Origin of the sequence: Paenibacillus oryzae, assembly GCF_001675045.1 — a bacterium.
GTDB lineage: Bacteria > Bacillota > Bacilli > Paenibacillales > Paenibacillaceae > Pristimantibacillus > Pristimantibacillus oryzae.
On the sequence record NZ_LYPA01000038.1, the window covers coordinates 69679 to 87357 of the forward strand.

General features: G+C 51.6%; 20 protein-coding genes. 18 read left to right on the forward strand and 2 right to left on the reverse strand.

Features of this window, described 5'->3' with window-relative positions:
* Positions 1–53 precede the first annotated feature (53 nt).
* The 14 genes from A7K91_RS06095 (at position 54) to A7K91_RS06160 (ending at position 9703) form a co-directional block, all read left to right on the forward strand.
* The gene (locus tag A7K91_RS06095) at positions 54–341 is read left to right on the forward strand and encodes a Dabb family protein (protein WP_068680737.1); all 288 of its coding nucleotides are present in this window, start codon (positions 54–56) and stop codon (positions 339–341) included.
* Positions 342–489: 148 nt separating this feature from the next.
* On the forward strand, positions 490–912 hold the full coding sequence (locus A7K91_RS06100; protein ID WP_068680739.1) for a DUF86 domain-containing protein: 423 nt from the start codon (positions 490–492) through the stop codon (positions 910–912).
* A gap of 60 nt (positions 913–972) precedes the next feature.
* Positions 973–1662 (forward strand): helix-turn-helix transcriptional regulator, encoded by a 690-nt coding sequence (locus A7K91_RS06105; protein WP_245697281.1) that lies wholly within the window; start codon positions 973–975, stop codon positions 1660–1662.
* Between the two features lie 213 nt (positions 1663–1875).
* Positions 1876–2298 carry a DUF948 domain-containing protein gene (locus tag A7K91_RS06110; RefSeq protein ID WP_068680741.1) on the forward strand — a complete coding sequence of 141 codons (423 nt, stop codon included), beginning with the start codon at positions 1876–1878 and terminating at the stop codon, positions 2296–2298.
* Between the two features lie 87 nt (positions 2299–2385).
* Positions 2386–2901, forward strand: a complete 516-nt coding sequence (locus A7K91_RS06115) for a YtxH domain-containing protein (RefSeq protein WP_342671731.1) — start codon at positions 2386–2388, stop codon at positions 2899–2901.
* A gap of 244 nt (positions 2902–3145) precedes the next feature.
* Complete coding sequence (racE, locus tag A7K91_RS06120; protein ID WP_169833380.1) at positions 3146–3961, forward strand: glutamate racemase; 816 nt, start codon at positions 3146–3148, stop codon at positions 3959–3961.
* Positions 3962–4117: 156 nt separating this feature from the next.
* Positions 4118–5005 carry a M14 family metallopeptidase gene (locus tag A7K91_RS06125; RefSeq protein ID WP_068680747.1) on the forward strand — a complete coding sequence of 296 codons (888 nt, stop codon included), beginning with the start codon at positions 4118–4120 and terminating at the stop codon, positions 5003–5005.
* 187 nt (positions 5006–5192) lie between these two features.
* Positions 5193–5426: a hypothetical protein gene (locus A7K91_RS06130; protein WP_068680749.1), complete on the forward strand. Its 234-nt coding sequence runs from the start codon at positions 5193–5195 to the stop codon at positions 5424–5426.
* A 48-nt stretch (positions 5427–5474) separates the two neighbouring features.
* Positions 5475–5777: a heme biosynthesis protein HemY gene (locus tag A7K91_RS06135; protein WP_068680751.1), complete on the forward strand. Its 303-nt coding sequence runs from the start codon at positions 5475–5477 to the stop codon at positions 5775–5777.
* A gap of 43 nt (positions 5778–5820) precedes the next feature.
* Positions 5821–6048 carry a YuzB family protein gene (locus A7K91_RS06140; RefSeq protein ID WP_068680753.1) on the forward strand — a complete coding sequence of 76 codons (228 nt, stop codon included), beginning with the start codon at positions 5821–5823 and terminating at the stop codon, positions 6046–6048.
* 105 nt (positions 6049–6153) lie between these two features.
* Positions 6154–6768, forward strand: a complete 615-nt coding sequence (locus A7K91_RS06145) for a DUF3990 domain-containing protein (protein WP_068680755.1) — start codon at positions 6154–6156, stop codon at positions 6766–6768.
* Positions 6728–7030, forward strand: coding sequence for a hypothetical protein (locus A7K91_RS06150; protein ID WP_156739363.1), 303 nt, complete (start codon positions 6728–6730; stop codon positions 7028–7030). The genes A7K91_RS06145 and A7K91_RS06150 overlap by 41 nt, the downstream gene beginning before the upstream one ends.
* Positions 7031–7133: 103 nt before the next feature.
* Entirely contained in the window at positions 7134–8513 is a 1380-nt protein-coding gene (locus tag A7K91_RS06155) for a PDZ domain-containing protein (RefSeq protein WP_068680759.1), read from the forward strand.
* A 41-nt stretch (positions 8514–8554) separates the two neighbouring features.
* A complete protein-coding gene (locus tag A7K91_RS06160) occupies positions 8555–9703 on the forward strand; it encodes a GNAT family N-acetyltransferase (RefSeq protein ID WP_068680761.1) in 1149 nt (382 codons plus the stop codon).
* Here the strand turns inward: A7K91_RS06160 and A7K91_RS06165 are convergent.
* Together A7K91_RS06165 and A7K91_RS06170 are read right to left on the reverse strand one after the other, a co-directional pair.
* Complete coding sequence (locus A7K91_RS06165; protein WP_068680763.1) at positions 9684–11729, reverse strand: LTA synthase family protein; 2046 nt, start codon at positions 11727–11729, stop codon at positions 9684–9686. The two genes, A7K91_RS06160 and A7K91_RS06165, sit on opposite strands and share 20 nt — an antisense overlap.
* On the reverse strand, positions 11716–12870 hold the full coding sequence (locus A7K91_RS06170) for a THUMP domain-containing class I SAM-dependent RNA methyltransferase (protein WP_068680765.1): 1155 nt from the start codon (positions 12868–12870) through the stop codon (positions 11716–11718). The genes A7K91_RS06165 and A7K91_RS06170 overlap by 14 nt, the downstream gene beginning before the upstream one ends.
* Before the next feature lie 157 nt (positions 12871–13027).
* On the opposite strand from A7K91_RS06170, the gene A7K91_RS06175 reads away from it, so the two are divergent.
* The 4 genes from A7K91_RS06175 to hemG all read left to right on the forward strand — a co-directional run bounded on the left by A7K91_RS06175 (position 13028) and on the right by hemG (position 17362).
* Positions 13028–13687, forward strand: a complete 660-nt coding sequence (locus A7K91_RS06175) for an O-methyltransferase (RefSeq protein ID WP_068680767.1) — start codon at positions 13028–13030, stop codon at positions 13685–13687.
* Between the two features lie 219 nt (positions 13688–13906).
* Entirely contained in the window at positions 13907–14977 is a 1071-nt protein-coding gene (gene hemE, locus A7K91_RS06180) for a uroporphyrinogen decarboxylase (RefSeq protein WP_068680769.1), read from the forward strand.
* Positions 14970–15920, forward strand: coding sequence for a ferrochelatase (gene hemH, locus A7K91_RS06185; protein ID WP_068680771.1), 951 nt, complete (start codon positions 14970–14972; stop codon positions 15918–15920). Before hemE ends, hemH begins: the two co-directional genes overlap by 8 nt.
* Positions 15921–15925: 5 nt before the next feature.
* Positions 15926–17362 carry a protoporphyrinogen oxidase gene (gene hemG / locus A7K91_RS06190; protein ID WP_068680837.1) on the forward strand — a complete coding sequence of 479 codons (1437 nt, stop codon included), beginning with the start codon at positions 15926–15928 and terminating at the stop codon, positions 17360–17362.
* Positions 17363–17679 lie beyond the last annotated feature (317 nt).

Here is a 17679-nt window from a genome sequence, read left to right on the forward strand (position 1 = left end):
TGCTATCCGCCGAAACGCGGCGGGGCTAATTCACATTCAGGAGGTAAATCGTTATGATTACCCATATTGTTTTTTTTAAGCTGAAGGACAGAAGCAAAGCAAGCGTTGACGCGACGGCAGCGGTTCTCCGCAATTTGGAAGGGAAAATCGACGTTTTGAGGTATATCGAGGTAGGGACGGACGTGCTGCATTCGGAACGTTCGTATGATATCGCACTGGTGACCCGGTTTGACTCCCTTGCCGATCTTGACGCCTATCAGGTGCATCCCGAGCATAAAAAAGTGATTGAGCATATGTCGCAGGTGAGGGAATCCTCCGTTAGCGTCGATTACGAAAGCTAAGAGGTCAAACCATCCATGGCGGAAATGAGAGACGTATACGAGATGTTGACCTATCTGCTGGTTATTATTTTCAGCAGCATCATTATGGTGGCCTGGCTGAAGCGGAGAGCGAAGCGCAGGAAGTAAACCCGAAAGCAGGGAAGCCTTTATGTATTACGTAAATCAAGAGCAAATATCCGCCAGGCTGGCGGAAATTCCTCAAATATCGGAAGCTCTTAGAGAGTTGTACGGTAACTGGAGGGGAACGGCGCTGGAAGGTTTGGCGCAGGAGCGCTGCCTTCATTTGGCGATTGAAATCGTGACGGATGTAGGGAGCTATCTGATTGACGGCTTTATTATGCGAGACGCAAGCAGCTACGAGGATATTATAGACATTACTGGAGCTGAAGGCGTTTTTTCGGAGCAGCTGCGAGATAACTTGATTCAATTGGTGAAGCTCCGCAAACCTATCGTGCAGGATTATTATAGCTGGCCAAGAGCAGAGCTGCATCATCTGACGGGGCAGCTGAGTGATTGGCTGGAGGACTATAAAACTGCAGTCGAACATTATTTAATCCGGGAGCTGGCTTAAAACAAAAAGGAGGCCAACGGGCCTGCGGATACAACAATCCGGGGCATGGAGGTGGTAACCGTGGCGCAAGGTCATAGAGAGCATTGTGATGATAAGGAGCCTATTTTGGGAGCCGGGCCCAGAATCGGAGGCGCTACCCGTAAAAATATATTGCATTATTTGCGAGTTAAGGGAAGAATGCATGCAAGCGAGCTTGCACATGTTCTGGGACTTACGGAAATGGCGATCAGACGCCATATGCATGAGCTGGAAAAAGAAGGGGCCGTGCAAATTATTACCGTTCGCCAAGCTATGGGCAGACCCCTGCATGCTTTCCAGCTGACGCAGCAGGCAGAGCAATATTTTCCTAAAAATTATCATTCTTTAACGATTGATTTGTTGGCAGAGCTGGAGAGCGACGAAGAAACGGTTGCTCTTATCGACAAAATGTTTTTGGGAAGAAAAAAGCGGTTATTGGAGAGGTACGCGCCCAGAATGGACGGTAAAAATTTGGAGCAGCGCGTGACCGAGCTGGCGGTCATCCAGAATGCAGGCGGTTATATGGCTGAAGTCGAGGAGCGGTCAGGTGGCGGCTATGTGCTTCACGAATATAATTGCCCGATCAAAGACGTAGCGGATCAATATCAGCAGGCCTGCAGCTGCGAGCTTGCTTTGTTTGCTTCATTGCTGGATGCGGAAGTGGATCGAACAGAGTGTCTCGCCAAAGGCGGAGGGCGCTGCAGCTACGAGATCAAGAATTCCCGTCAATAAAAAAGCTGATCTTATAATCGAATATATAATCAATGAACTAAGCCTGTCGGGAAAATATATCCTGACGGGCTTTTTTTTGATGTCATGAGCTAGCGCCTAAATTTATCAGCATCATTTTGTGTCAAAACAAGCCCATGCTGATTATACTGTCAATACGTTATGGGCATTTGCCCCTGCACGAACTGACTGGATGATGCAAAGGAGCTGGCGGTTATGGAATGGATTGCAGCGATTGCGACAGCCGTTTTTGCCATGTTGGCCATTGGCATTTTGATTGCGCTGCATGCGTTGGTCCTGCGCTTGAACGCTCTGCAGAAGTCGGCGCTGGAGGCCCAAGCGGAAATCACCCGCTTGTCGGAGCAAGCCCGCGCTGTTATGGTTCCAGCGGAGGAAGCTGCGCGCAACCTGCAGGAGGGACTGGAGGCTGCCAAATGCTGGTTTCAAGCCATGGAGGATGCGGGAAGCATCGTTGCCAAAACAACGACAGCGGCAGAAAAAGCTGCGCACATACTTAGTCAATCTGCGGTTAGACATGCGGAGCGCCTGTCGCAAACGCGAGAGGCGGAGCAAGCTGTTCAATGGGCGGAGCTGGGTTTGACGGCCTGGCAGCTATGGCGAACAGGGCGCAATGGATGAGCAATCTGCCCAATCCGGCCATACATCCCATAACTCTCATGCATCAACGATGCAGGCGAAAGGGAACGCTAAGTTTGAAAGGAGACAATGATGATGCAAAAACGAAAAAGTAACACAGGCTTTTTGCTTGGAGCATTGGCTGGAGGTTTGCTGGGCTCCATTACGGCATTGCTGTTTGCCCCCAAAAGCGGGAAGGAGCTTCGCGGAGACATTGCAAGCGGAGCTCACAAGGTAGGAGAATCGACGCGTTCGGCAGCAACTCGCGCAACCGATGCAACCGGCCGTTTTGCCAAAGAAATCGGTAATGGCGCAGCCAGGCTGTTTGACCGCACCAAGGATGCCGCAGGAAGCGCCGTACATGCATTCAAAGGTGCCAAGGATGGTGAAACGGGGCATGACGAGGGCTCAATCGCAAGTATTTCATCGCTTGCCGTAGAAGCAAGCAATGAACTAGGCGAGCTTACCGATACCGGCGAAAAGCGGGAGGCATTTGCCGAAGCGGGAGAGGCTGTATTGGGCGATATCGGCGGCGGCAACAGCCGTTTAACCGAGCAGGAAAGCGAAGCATCCAGAGAATTCTCCGATGAAGACATTAGCGGATAATCTTACTTTTGGTGCGGCGTGGGGATCAGGGAGTGTGTGAAGCGCCCTGCATCCCCCATCCTTCCTGGTTACAGGCACCCGCAATTAGCGTTCATTCGGGCTAATGGCTGAGGCGCTGCGTGACCCGCGTTTCTCCTTGAAGCTTGCCCGGATATGCGATAAGATGTAGGTACGTTTTTGAGCACGCAGACATATGCTGTGTTGTAATTGCTCCTATGATGTATACCTACTCCAAGAAAGCGGTGTGTTTGTGCAGCAACCGATTGCAATATTAGATTCCGGCGTAGGCGGCCTGACGGTGGTCAAAGAAGTGATGCGCCAGTTGCCGCGGGAGAAAATCATTTATTTTGGAGATACGGCCCGAACGCCTTATGGTCCGCGCTCCGCAGATGAAGTATTGGATTTCACTCGTGAAATTGTAGATTACCTGATTCAATATAAGCCCAAAATGATAGTGATTGCATGCAATACGGCAACGGCTGTTGCATTAACAGACATCCGCTCCAGAGTGGCGATTCCGGTTGTAGGTGTAATTAATCCTGGAGCTAGGGCTGCAATTGGCAGAACCGCAACGGGCTGTATCGGCGTTATCGGGACGGAAGGAACGATAAGAAGCGGCGCTTACGAAAACGCGCTGCGCGAGCTTTCGCCACATGTACAGGTCGTTAGCGAAGCATGCCCGCGTTTTGTCACCCTGGTTGAGCAGGGGAATTTTCGATCCTCCGAAACGTTTGATGTCGTATATGACTCTATTGCTCATATGCGGACATATCCGATAGATTGTTTGATCCTTGGTTGTACCCATTATCCCTTTTTGACGGAAACGATATCAGAGGTGATGGGCAGCGGAGTAAATCTCATCAGCTCGGCGGATGAAACGGCAAGGGAAGTCAGTACGATTCTGCAAGACAAACGCAAGCTTGCGCGAGGCGACGAATTTCCCGTGCATCAGTTTTTCTGCAGCGGCGATCCCGTCATTTTTCGGGAGATTGCCCAACAATGGTTAGGCGAGCATATTCAATTGACGCCGGTTGTTTGGCAGGTTCCTCATATTAGCTGATGCTTTTATTTATAAATGATAGAACAGCCGTCTTTCGCTGAAAGGCGGCTTTTTGCATGGATAGGACATCCCCAAGCTTACATAGTATGTAATAACCGGCTTAGCTGATTTATTTGTTTAGTCCGGGTTTAATGATCGAAATCGGGGAGGACAACCATGCTTGATAACGGAACCTATTTGTATGAAAAAATGATTCAGGACAGCTGGCGGCTAGGGAGCGGTCATTCAGCTTTATCGGTATACTCTATCGGCCGCAGTGTTTTGGGCAGAGAGCTAATCCTTCTTCGCTGTGGCTGCGGTCCCCGTCATATTGGAATTAATGCGGCATTTCATGCCAATGAATGGATTACATCGGCATTGCTGATGAGGTTTGTGGCGGAGCTTGCAGAGGAGTATAAGAGGGAAGGCGGCGAAAGTGAAGGCCTAATGAGGGAATTTTGCCAAACCACTACCCTATGGGCTGTGCCAATGGTTAATCCCGATGGCGCCGAGCTTGTCCAGCGGGGGTTGGACTCCGTTCATCCGCTATGGAGAGACAAGTTGCTTGCCTGGAACGAAGGAAGGAATGACTTTAGCGCATGGAAGGCCAACATAAGGGGAGTCGATCTTAATGATCAGTTCCCGGCTTATTGGGAGGAGGAGTGCAAGCGCAGAGGTGTTGCCGGCCCTTCTCCGCGCGATTATCCCGGCCCCTTTCCGTTAAGCGAGCCGGAGGCAGTTTCTATGGAGAGGTTGACAGAAAGTTTGCGTTTTGACGCTGTAGTGGCGCTGCATACGCAAGGCAGGGAAATTTATTGGAATTATCGTGATTATGAGCCGCCGCACGCGGAAAAGCTGGCCGAGAAGCTGGGCTACGCAAGCGGGTATAAGCCGATAAAGCTTAGCGGAAGCGATGCGGGTTATAAGGATTGGTTTATCTCGCAATATCGAAAGCCTGGTTTTACAGTGGAGGTTGGCTTGGGTGAAAATCCGCTTCCCGCCGAAACCTTTGACGGCCTATATACGGAACTAAAGCCGCTGTTGCTTGAAGCCATGCTGCTGTAACGGAAGAGGTTTTTTTCTTCAGCTTGTACTATTCGATGCCGGTATTGCCGCAAGAAGGGCCAAAGGTCTGGCTTGAGGCTGGACCGTGGTCCTGCATCGGCGGTCTCTTTTTTTGGACTGAGGGTCAGTGGGGGATGACGGGCACTATGCTATACTGATTTCAAAAAATAAAAAGGCGGGATGTCATATGCGCAAGCTGTTATCCTTAAGGCATTGGAGGCACACATTTGCTCTTATTTTCCGGCTGTTGAAATCCCGTGACGTTTCTATATGGGATAAACTGCTGTTTGTTGTGCCGGTGTTTCTTTATTGGGTGCTTCCCGATGTGATGCCGATGCTCCCTATCGACGATATTGCATTTACGATGATTGTCGCGGAATGGTTTGCTGTTAGGATGGGGAAGAAGTATAATATACTTTAACGCCATCAAGGCAATAAGTGAGAGTATTCAAGAAGGAGCTGAAGCAGAGTGAAGTGCAAAATATCCCGCAACGCGGCAAAAATGATAAAGCTGGAGCTGGACAAGCCTGAGAATGAAGGCAAGCTGCTGCGCGTCTTTGTTACGCATGCCCATGGCGACCACGCCCATTACGGCATGGGGGTTGACGTGCCTGGCGAAAAGGATGAGGTTGTTTCAACGGATAAGGGTATCGACGTCATTTTGGAGAAAGATAATGATTTTCTGGACGGTATTCGCATCGATTATTTCTATGTTCCGGAGGAAGGGTTTGAAATTACAAATCCGTCCAAAGGCAATCACGGAGACCACTGAAGTTTCCAGCCTGCTTTGGCTGCCGGGGAATGGATGATGTCACATGGCAACTAACGACATAAGAGTTTGTGATAAATGCAAGCATATGGCAATGAAATCTACCGTAGCCAAGATCCAGAAATTGGCTCCGGATGCCGAAGTGCGCGTTGGCTGCAAGTCCTATTGCGGGCCATGCGCACGTTATGCCTTTGTCTTTATTAACGGACGTTATATTAAAGGCGCTACCGAAGACGAGGCGATTGAAAAGGCAATGAATTATTTGAAGAAATAATTGAATTCCAATCATTGGAAGAATAGCTGAATAGAAAGCCCGCCCAAAGAGTCCAGCATGAGTATAACATGCAGGACTTTTTTTTAAGCCGGAAAGGAGAATAAAATGGATATAATTACTCCGCAATTGCTCTATCACGGCACAACCAGCGGCACGGTGGATTCTTTTCGAAGCAAGCTTTTGGACAGTCAATATTGGAAACCCGGCAAAGATTTCGGAGAAGGCTTCTACACCACCATCTCCATTGCCCAGGCTCGAAAATGGGCGCATAAAGGCGCCAAGGAAAGCTGGGATGGAAGCAAGCCGTGCGTTTTGGTCGTCGAGCTCAAAAGCGTTCCGCCAGGCATTACGCCGCTTCTGTTCCTTTCTGATTCTCATGGCTGGGCAGGATTTGTTTACCAGCACCGTAAAGCAAGCGTCAAGGGACATGATCCCTGCGCCGCCCATCCCGAAATTATTATTGGTCCCATGGCGGACAATGACACTGGCAAAATCGTACAGAAGGGGATACAATTAAACAAGGATGAAGATTGGTTCTACGAGCAAATTACAACATCCCGCAAAGGGAGGAAGCTTGATTCGCTCCAGTTAGGCAATCAGGTGGTGTTTTGTTCTGAAATTTGGGAGCCCGCTCTTGTATTTGTAGGCTGCCATATCTATACGGGAGGAAGGTGGATCTATGAGGACGCCCGCTCGTACAATCAGACTCAGCATGTATGAACGCAGCATACTTGATGCTCTGGTCAGCAGGCATGGGTATGAGCACAGCTTTGCCCGTAGTCTGGTAAGTGATTATATTGATGTTTTGCGCAAAATCGGCGGATATGAGCAAAGCGGCCATTATGCCGATCTTATTCACCGCGCTTATAGCGAGGGCTGCAGCCCCGAGCGCTGGCTCGGCATAATCGCCGACGTGGAACAAGGCGAAGCCAGAGACCGGGGAATCAGGGAGGAGCTGCAGCACGACCTGCAAAGCAAATAATGCATTTATACCATAGGTTATGGACAGGGACGACTCCGGTACAAGGGAGCTAGCAATAGCGCCGCTTTCCAAGAGTCGTCTTTCCTGATTAAGGAGAGAAGGGTTGTTTTTGCGAACTCACACCGTCGGACAAGCTTATTATTACGCGGGCGCTCTGCTTTTTGTCATCGCATTAATTGGCGCCGAGCTGATCTGGCTTCCTGCTCCCATTGTAGGAAGCGGGGGCTTTGAATGGATTGATATAATTAATTGGCTTCAGTATAGCGTTGCGGCGGTCCCTCTCCTCTGGGTTGCAGGGGCCATTAAACGCCTCAGACATGGGGGCGGGGGGACTATGCTGCACCTCATCAGATGGGGGGTTGCCGTTTCCGGGCTCCTTGCCGCTGCGGCAATTGCATTAGGACTTCAGGAGATGCTTGCATGGCTGATCGGCAGCATCGCCGCAGCCGCTTTGCTATTGTTTGCGGACTTGCTGATTATGGAATACATAAGCCGCAGAACGCTGCCTTGGCAATCGGGTATTATCTTAGCCGTTTTCGCAGCCCTGCTTGCCCTCACATTGTGGCCAACCGGCAAAATGGTGACGTACCCTGCGATGACGCTGAATTTAAATCGCTACGCCCACATGGATGGCGGCGAATCAGGGGGATGGATAGACGGCGTCCTCGTTTTTGACAGGCCTGCTGTCCTTGCGGATTCTCTGTACGGACGTTTATTTCCGCAATACGTGTTCCAGCCCAAGCCACAGAATCAGCCGCCGTTAACGCAAATCTATGCGGAAGCCGTCGAAATGAAAAACGATGCTAACGAAATTGCGTCCGCTATTGCTTTACAGAAGGTTGGGCTTGGTAAAGGCGTACTTTATGACGGCGTTTTGGTTGCAGGCATCGTGAACGGCAGCCCTGCTCAAGGGGTATTGGAGGCTGGCGATATTATTGACAGCATGAATGGAGCTCCGTTAACAAAAGTGGAGGATTTGCTGGAATACATGAACACAAAGGTCGAACCTGGCGATCAGGTGACGGCGGAGGTCCGCCGGAATAATGCTGTGCTGAAGCTCGACGTGAAGACAAAAGCGGCCGAGGATGACGCAACGCGTGCCGTCATGGGCGTTTCTGTACAAAACAAGGTTAAGCTGGACAATCCCCGCAAGGTATATTTCACCAAATATACCGCGCATGCTGGAGGACCTTCACACGGAGCGATGCTGACGCTTGCATTTATTGATCAACTGACGCCTGGTGGAGTTACGAACGGTCATCACGTTGCAGGTACGGGCACCATCGAAATGGACGGCTCAATCGGGATGGTGGGGGGCATTCCTCAGAAGGCGTATGCCGTAAGCAGGACCGAGGCGGATGTGTTTTTTGTTCCGGCAGAAGCTGCGGAAGCGGCGGCCAAAGCCGCGCCGACATTAAATGTAGTGGCTGTCAGCCATATTGATGAGGTTTTGGACTGGCTTAACAAACATAAACGCCCCTAGTGTGGAAGATTATGAAAAAAGCCTGCAAAGGGAGTGAAAGCATGATCATTAAAGGAATGGACAGCGAGCAATTAAAGGCAGCTGCCCAGCTTTCGGACAGAACCTTTCGAGACAAGGATCAATCCTCAATGGCTGATGCTTTTCCGAGCATTTTTTCAGGAGCTTTTGGTTGCTCGCTGGGCTGTTATGAAGAAAATGAACTGATTTCATTTATGGGTCTGGTGCCCCAGCATATTGCGATTGGACCAGCAAAGCTGCCTTTAATGTCGCTGGGTTCGGTTTGTACGGCAGAGGAGCACCGAGGCAAAGGCACTGCCAGCCTGCTGCTGCAGGAAGCTTTTAGCCATATGGATGAAGCCGGCGTCAGCTTGCTCTATGTATCCGGCGACAGGCAGCTGTACATGCGGAACGGATGCCGGTATTTTGGGGATGTCTCAACCTATACGCTGCAGCCTGATGATGTAAAAAGTCAGCCTGGCGAAACTCCTCCATACAAGATCAGGGAAGCATCCGCAGCGGATTTGCTTGCTGTTCAGAGCATTTATGAAGCCGGCGTTGTCCGTTATAGGCGCAGCATTTACGAAACGGGCGTGCTGCTGAAGGCTCAAGCGCTGGCAACCATTTACAAGCTGCGGCAAAGCCTGGTTGTTGCGGAGCTGGACGGCGAAGTCGCTGCCTACGGAGTATTGGCGCTGCCGGGAACTCAGGCCTCTTCTCATAAACCGTTTGTTGTGGAATATGGGGGAGATGCAGCTGCCATTTTTGCATTGCTAAAAGGGAGCCTGGATCAATTTTCGCTGGAGAGCCTTTCCATCGCCGTTCCTTGGCAGGATGCGGAGCTCCATGGCATATTGACTGGCATTAAGCGCGAGGACGGGAAAAATGAAGGGACCGTGCGGATTCGCAATCCTCGCCAGCTGTGGAAGCAGCTCGCTCCTTATCTGCTTGAACGCGACGAAGAGGCATTTTCCGGCATGCTGCTGGAAAATGCCCCGTCGGAGGACGATCAAGCTTGGGCGGCTACGCTTCATATGCGCGGAGAAGCGGTCCGGCTCAGCCGCGACGAGCTGACGGCTTTGCTGTTTGATCCGGAACCGCACATACCGTCCATGTCGGAGGAACAGCTTGTATGGGCAGGCAGGCTGCTGCCTGTTCCCCTTCCTTATTCCGCTACCTTGAACTATGTCTAGCGGAATTGCCGGTATTGCCGGAGTCGCTTATTTTGCCCATGGCTTCTAAGGTTCTGCCGTTATACAGGTAACGAAGCAAATCGCCGATGACGATACGGTCCGATATGATAAGCTGCATCTCCGCCTTTTGCTTGATGGACTGGCATAATGCGTTTTCGGCAAGCTTGCCATTTTGCACGCTGTAGCACGAGCCTTCGCCGGTTATTCCGTCTTCCGGAGGCAGATAGTAATGCTCTCCATCCGTCCCGGAACCGTTGCGTTGTACGATAATATGATCGGTACCGGCTTCCATATCAGTAAGCAAAGGCATGCCCAGCATGCCTTTTTCCTGTGCGGAAATACCAAGCAAATGCAGCATAGTCGGCGCTATATCAAGCTGGCCTCCTGCCGCTTCGCGTGGCCCTGCATGGCTGTTATCGGGAAGATGGAGTATAAAAGGCACATCCTTTGCCATTTGCTCCTGCTCCAGCTTGCTTTGCGGGTCTGCCATAAAGCGGCTGTATAATCCCCAGTCGGTAATGGAGTTATCATGATCGCCATACAGAGCAAATATTGTATTTTCCCACAAGCCGTTGTTTTTAAGCTGTTCAATCAATTCTCCCAAGGCGGCATCGGCATAATGGATGCTTTGCAAATAATCCCCCATAATCGTGCCGTCCAGCTCCTCGGTATCCAGCTCGCGAATAGCCTGTGGAAGCTTGTAGGGATGATGACTGGAGAGCGAAATCATAAAAGCGTGAAACGGCTGCTCCAGCTTGGAAATAACCTCCATGGATTGCCTGTAAAAGGATTTGTCTCCAAGCGCCCAGCCCAGCGGTTCATCCAGCTTGAAATGCTTCAGGCTGTAAAATGCGTCATATTTCATATTGGCGTACATCATATTCCGGTTCCAAAAGCCGCCTTGGTAAGCATGGAATACGCTGGTGGAATATCCTTGCTCTTTAAGCTGCTCCGGCAAACAGTGATATTGATGGGAGGCGTATTGGATAAAAACAGAACCGCTCTGAAGAGGCATCAAGGAGCAATTGGCGCTAAAATCGGCGTCGGAGGTACGCCCCTGAGCAGTCTGATGATAAAAGCTGGTCCAGTAGGGGCTGCTTTTCATCAACTCATTCAAATGAGGCGTTATTTCCTTGCCGCCTATAGATTGGCCTAACACATAGCTTTGCAGCGCCTCTACCTGTACCAGCACAATATTGCTTTGGGCATAAGCGCCAAACAAGCTGTCTTGATGCAGAAGCTCCTTTTCGGCATCGAGCTCCGCCAGCCATTGCTCCGTATCGGAGCGTTGCTCGGCCGTTACGGTTTCCGCTCCAAACCAGTTCAGCTTTGCATAGCGGTATACGTCATAGCCGTGAAACCCCAAGCCCCCCGTTACATTGTAAATGGACAAATTCCACCAGTTTTTCTGGAACAGCCCCTTTGCCCATGTTTCCGTAGCATGATGAACGCCGCCAAAAAACAAACCAGCGCCAAGACTCAAAGCCGCTATGCCGGCAGCGCCGCGCTGAAGCAGCCGGCGTTTTCCGGGCAGCTGCGACCTTGCTGTCTTTTTGCTATTGCCCTTCCATAACAAGGCCGCGGCAAAGGCGAGCAGGAAGGGCAAATCGGCAAATAGCCAAAAATCGCGAAAGCGCAGCAGCTCCCCGATGCTGTCTCCCAGTGAATCCACCTGGCCTGCCTGCAGAAGAACGGGCACGGTGATCAGGTCCTGAAAATAACGATAATAGATAACATCCGCATACAGGAGCAAAGAAAGCGCCAGGTTAAGCAGCACAAGAGCGAGGTTTCGCGCGCGCACCGGCAGCCAGAGACACCAGAAGGACACAAGTAAAACGGCGCCGGCTTCAATCATCAGGTCCTTGCGGGTCATATCCATATAGAGCACGGACAGCAGCCGGTTGAACCAATACAGCTTGAGCAGCATCAACCCGGCGAACAGAAGCGTATCCAGAACAATTAACCGTTCAAGGCTGCTCTGGATACGCCCTATCAACTGATTTCCTCTGGTCTTATAGCTTGACATTGCTTCGATCTCTAGGAGGAAGAGGTCCGAAAAACTGGAAAAAGTCAGTTTGGATGCGGCCATTGTACAGCTTTCGTTTTTTATCGGCCTTTTTGCCCATGTAATGCTCGATGGATGGCGACGGGGTTATCGCAAAAGTCGACCAGGTCGGATAATGAAGCATGGTCAAGCCGAATTGGCGCAACGCCTTTTCAACGGAATGATCGTCGCCTAATCTCTCTCCGTAGGGAGGATTGGTAATAATAACGCCGTAGTCGCCCTGCAGCTTGACTTTAGCGACCGGAAGCGTTTGGACGGAAATATCCTTGGCGAAACCGGCTTTTTTGATAGCGGCTTCCGCTATGGCTATAGCCTCCGGGTCTATGTCGGAGCCTGAAATGTGCAAAGGGATATCATCCTTTACAGAATCGTAGGCTTCTTCGCGAGCAGCCTCCCAAAGGCTCTCGGGCACGAGCGGCCAGCCTTGGCTGTCGAAGGTGCGGCGCAAGCCCGGAGCGATATTCCACGCAATCATTGCAGCTTCGATAAGAATGGTGCCGGAGCCGCAAAAGGGATCGTAGAGGGGACGCTCAGGCTGCCAGCGGCTAAGCTGAATCAACGCTGCCGCCATTGTTTCGCGCAGCGGAGCTTCCGTCGAAGCCAGCCGATAGCCGCGTCTGTGCAGGCCCCAGCCGGTTGTATCCAGCGTCAGCAAAGCTTCATCATTCATTAGAGTTACTTCAATTACGTATTTGCCGCCATCCTCGGGAAACCATTCCGTGCCGTAACGCTCTTTCATTTTTTCTACGACGGCTTTTTTGACGACGCTTTGGCAAGCGGGCACGCTGGTCAGCTGCGATTTCTGCGATCTTCCGTTTACCGGGAACTCGCCATCCTGCGGAATCCATTCCGGCCAGTCCAATGCTTTTGTGCCTTCAAACAGCTCCTCAAAAGTGGAAGCTCTGAATTGGCCCATGTTAACCAATATGCGCCCTGCGGAACGAAGCCACAGGTTGGTGCGGCAAATATCGCCCGGCGTCCCGGTAAAATTGACTCTTCCGTTTTCCGTTTTCAAATCGTTGTAGCCCAGCTCCTTGAGCTCGCGCGCAACAACCGCCTCCAGTCCCATTGGGGCGGTCGCAATCAGATTAAGTTGATTCATTCATTACACTCATTTCGTTTTTCGGTATAGGTTTGGTACAATTAAGTATAGGCCATATGTTCATAGGATTTCCACATGAGATTATATTATATAAGCTCAAAAAAATATTTTCAGCGATCAGGGCCGCCATGTGATAGACGCTTTCGATAACGAGATGATGAAGCAGGATGGGGGAGAACGAGTGAATCTGGACGAGCAATACGTTGAAGGGTTATACGGGCGGGACGGTATATTGGAGAGAGTAAAGGAAGGAACCGCAGCGTCAGGTATGCCTTCTATCTGGATAGCAGAGGGATATGGCCGTTTGCTCAGCATGCTTGTGCGCATGACGGGAGCCCGGCGGGTGCTGGAAATTGGCGCGTTAGGCGGTTATAGCGGGGTTTGCCTTGCACGCGGTATGGAAGAGGGAGGGCGGCTGGTTTCGCTGGAGCTGCATCAATCCTACGCGGATGCTGCCAAAAAGCATATGGAGGAAGCCGGGTTTGGACAAGCCGTGGAATACCGGGTGGGCGACGCCCGCCAAAGTCTGGAACGGCTGAAGGAGGAAGGAGCAACCTTTCAGTTTTTCTTTATTGATGCTGATAAGGAGGGGTATCCGTTCTATTTGGAGCGAGCCATCGAATTGGCTGAGCCTGGCGCGGTTATTGTAGCCGACAATATTTTGCTGCGCGGCAGAACCATTGATGAGGCCAGACAAGGTCCCGCCGTGCAGGCGGTAAGGTCTTTTAATAAAAGTATCGCAAATGATCCCCGGCTGGAAAGTACCGTGCTTCCCGGCTATGACGGATTGGCTATCGCAATCGTCAGAAAGAAATAGAGGAAGCGCCCAAGTCAAGCACTCTTCCAGAAGGGCTCTAGCAGAAGGTCTTTAGGCGTTGCTGACGTTCCTCCTTGACGTTTTTCATCCCTTCTTCATGACGGGGAATGCGACTTGTCATACTATTGTCATAGGAATCGGAGCCCCGGCAGTTGTTAGCCGCTCTGAAAAAGGGCATAATGGTAAGCAGATAAAAATACATAGAAATGGGGAACGGCCATGTCTTATAACGACCGTTTCATACGGGCAACCCGGAAGGAGCAAGTAGACGCGGTGCCGGTATGGTACATGCGCCAGGCAGGACGTTATGATCCGGACTATCGCAAAATAAAAGAAAAATATTCGCTGCTGGACATATGCAAGCAACCGGAGCTTGCGGCGGAAGTTACGATGATGCCGGTTAAAAAGCTGGGTGTCGACGCGGCTATTTTGTATTCGGATATTATGAATCCGGTTGCTTCAATCGGCATCGATTTTGATATAGTGGCAGGCATTGGCCCCGTTATTCATAATCCCATTACATGCGCGGCGGATGTAGAGCGTCTGAAGCCGATCGACGTTGAGGGTGATTTGGGCCATGTTCTGGAGACGATAGCCATATTGGACCGCGAGCTTCAGGTACCGCTAATCACGTTTGCAGGCGCTCCGTTTACGATCGCCAGCTATTTGATTGAAGGCAAGCCTTCACGCAACTATCTTAAAACAAAAGAGCTGATGTATAGCCAGCCGGATGTTTGGCATCAATTAATGGCCAAGCTTGGCGACATGGCTATTACTTATTTGCGCGCCCATATCCGGAGCGGCGGGAAAGCGTTTCAGTTATTCGACAGCTGGGCGGGCGCATTGTCCCCTGCGGATTTTCGCACGTTTGTACAGCCGACCGTGGAGCGGATTTTTGCGGAGCTTGGCGATTTGCCGCAGCCCAAAATTTATTTTCCCGGCGTAAGCTCCGGAGAGCTGCTGCCGCTGCTTGGCGATTTGCAGGCTGACGTAATCGGCCTGGATTGGCGCGTTTCCATTCAGGAGGGCAGACGCCGGCTGGGCGGAGGCAAAGCGGTGCAAGGCAATCTGGATCCAACTGTGCTTACGGCTCCAATGTCTGTAATCGAAAATCGTGCGGCGGAAATTATCGACCAGGGCTTACAAGAGCCGGGCTTTATTTTTAACCTGGGACACGGGCTGTTCCCGGAGGCGTCGCTGTCCAAGCTCGCCGAGCTGACCGCCTTTATTCATTCCTATTCGGCAAAGGCGATTGCCGCCAAAAGCAAGGAGGAAGCGGGTTATGTCTAACAGCAAGGGTAAAATCGGAGTGCTCGTCATGTCCTACGGCACCCCGGAATCCATGGATGACGTGGAGGCGTATTACACGCATATTCGCCGCGGGAATCCCCCAGCGCCGGAGCAGCTTCAGGAGCTGAAGGATCGATATGTTGCTATCGTTGGCGGCGTGTTTCCGCTGCGCGAAAATACAAATGGCCAGGTAGCCGGGCTTCAGGATAAGCTGGAAACGCTTTACCCCGGAAGCTATGCCTGTTATCAAGGCCTCAAGCATGCCCGTCCGTATATTGAAGACGGCGTTGAGGCTATGGCAAGGGACGGCATTACAAAAGCGGTAGGCATTGTTCTGGCGCCGCATTACTCTGTTATGAGCGTTGGAACCTATATTAAACGGGCGAAGGAAAAAGCAGCCGAGCTTGGTATCGATATGGATTTTGTCGAGAACTACCACCTTCATCCCAAGCTGGTGGAAGCGCTGAGGCAGCGGGTTGAGGACGGGCTTTCCGTCCTGGCGCGCGGAGAGGCGGGAAGCGAACCCGTTAAAGTACTGTTTAGCGCTCATAGCTTGCCGGAGCGTATTCGTGAAATGGGCGACCCTTACGAAAAGCAGCTGCTGGAAACATCGGATGCGGTTGCAAAGGCCGCAAACGTTACCGACTGGCAGTTCACCTGGCAAAGCGCCGGGCGGACGCGCGAGCCATGGCTTGGGCCGGATATTCTGGAGACGCTCGCGGAGCTGCAGAGTCAGGGCGTTAAGGCCGTGCTGGCGGCCCCGATCGGTTTTGTCTCGGACCATCTGGAGGTGCTGTACGATCTGGATATCGAGGCCAAAGCGGAAGCAGCCAAACGCGGCATCCATCTGGAGCGTATTGCTATGCTGAATCGTGATCCGCTATACATGGAAACATTGGCAGAAAGCATTGTGGACGTTTTGGCGCCTAAAAGAGAGGAATGACGGTTATGCGGAGTGGGGATGTCATTGATCGAATTGTCATTATTGGCGGGGGGATCAGCGGACTGAGCTCCGCTTTTTATTTGCAGCGGGAAGCGCAAAGGCAAAACCGGCAGATCAGGGTGACGATAGTGGAGGGAGCCCCAGCGCTTGGAGGGAAGATCAATACGTTGAAGAGGGATGGCTTTGTTATTGAAAAAGGGCCGGATTCCTTTCTTGCGCGCAAACAGCCTATCATCGATTTGGCGGAGGAGCTGGGGATAGAGCAGCAGCTTACGGCAACCAACCCCGCAGCGGGAAAAACCTACATCCTGCATCAAAAAAAGCTGCATGCCATGCCGCCGGGCCTGGTGCTGGGCGTTCCTACTGAAATTGCGCCGTTTGTACGTTCGTCGTTAATTTCATGGGGGGGCAAACTCAGAGCCTTAATGGATCTGGTATTGCCGGCACGCCCAGCCCCTGAGGATGAATCATTAGGCGGATTTCTGGAGCGCCGCGTCGGCACCGAAGTCATGCGCCGAATCGCAGAGCCGCTTCTTGCGGGCATTTATGCCGGCGATTTGAAAAAATTAAGCCTACAGGCTACTTTTCCGCAGTTTGCACAGTCGGAACGCAAATATGGGAGCTTGATCAGAGGCATGGTCAGCAACCGGAAAGCAACGGCCGCGGCGGCGAAGGGCAAAGCTAAAGCCAGCACCTTCCTTACCTTCAAGGGCGGCTTGTCCGCTATGGTGGAGGCGCTGGATTCCGCGATGCCGGAGGTGGAGCGCCGTCTTGGCGTCAATGTGGCCGCTATCAAGCAAAATCGCGAGCAGCCGGAGGCTCCTTATAGTGTCGAGCTTGCAGATGGCGAAAAGCTGGCTGCGGATTACGTGGTTGTAACAACGCAGGCATTTGCCGCCGCCGATTTGCTGGAGCCGCTGGTTGATGTCAGCGAGCTAAGAAGCATCCGTTATGTATCAGTCGCCAACGTGGTCATGGCGTTTGACAAAGCTACTTTCGGTTTAGAGTTTGACGGCTCCGGATTTGTTACGCCGCGTTCCGAAGGGCTCAGCATTACGGCTTGTACGTGGACGTCCAGCAAATGGCTTCATTCCAGCCCCGCTGACAAGGTGCTGCTGCGCTGCTATGTCGGGCATTCCGAGGATCAGGAAACGGTCAAGCTGCCCGATGACGAGCTGATCGCCGCCGTGCGCAGGGACATTAAAACAACGATGGGCATCACCGCCAAGCCGCAGTTTACGGAAATTACGCGGCTTGATCATTCTATGCCGCAATATCCCGTCGGGCATGTCCAGAATCAGAAGGCGCTGCGGGAAAGGCTTTCCCGCGAGCTGCCCGGCGTCTGGATAACAGGTGCGGCGTTTGACGGAGTCGGATTGCCGGATTGCATCCGGCAAGGCAAGGAGGCCGCTGCGGCTATTTTGAATGACGGCACGGCATAAAGAATATGTGCTACTAATGCTAAGCCGATACAATCATCCCTTCTACATGCTTCAGGGAATAGGCTACAAGACACATCCTTCTCTCCAAATAAGGGGGGGAGGATTTTTTTGTTTGACGCTGACGGGGCGAACGGTATATTTTGTGAAAAAAATAGCAGTCTCGCAACGGGATCTATTAGACGATATAATAATAGATAACGTTCAAAATACCAGCCTATATAAGTTGAACAAAAGAAAAGTAGCGACAGGCCAGAGTGTGAGGGGTTCTGGAGAAAAGCATATGCTTACGAAGTAACGTTCTTCCAGAACGTTTTAAG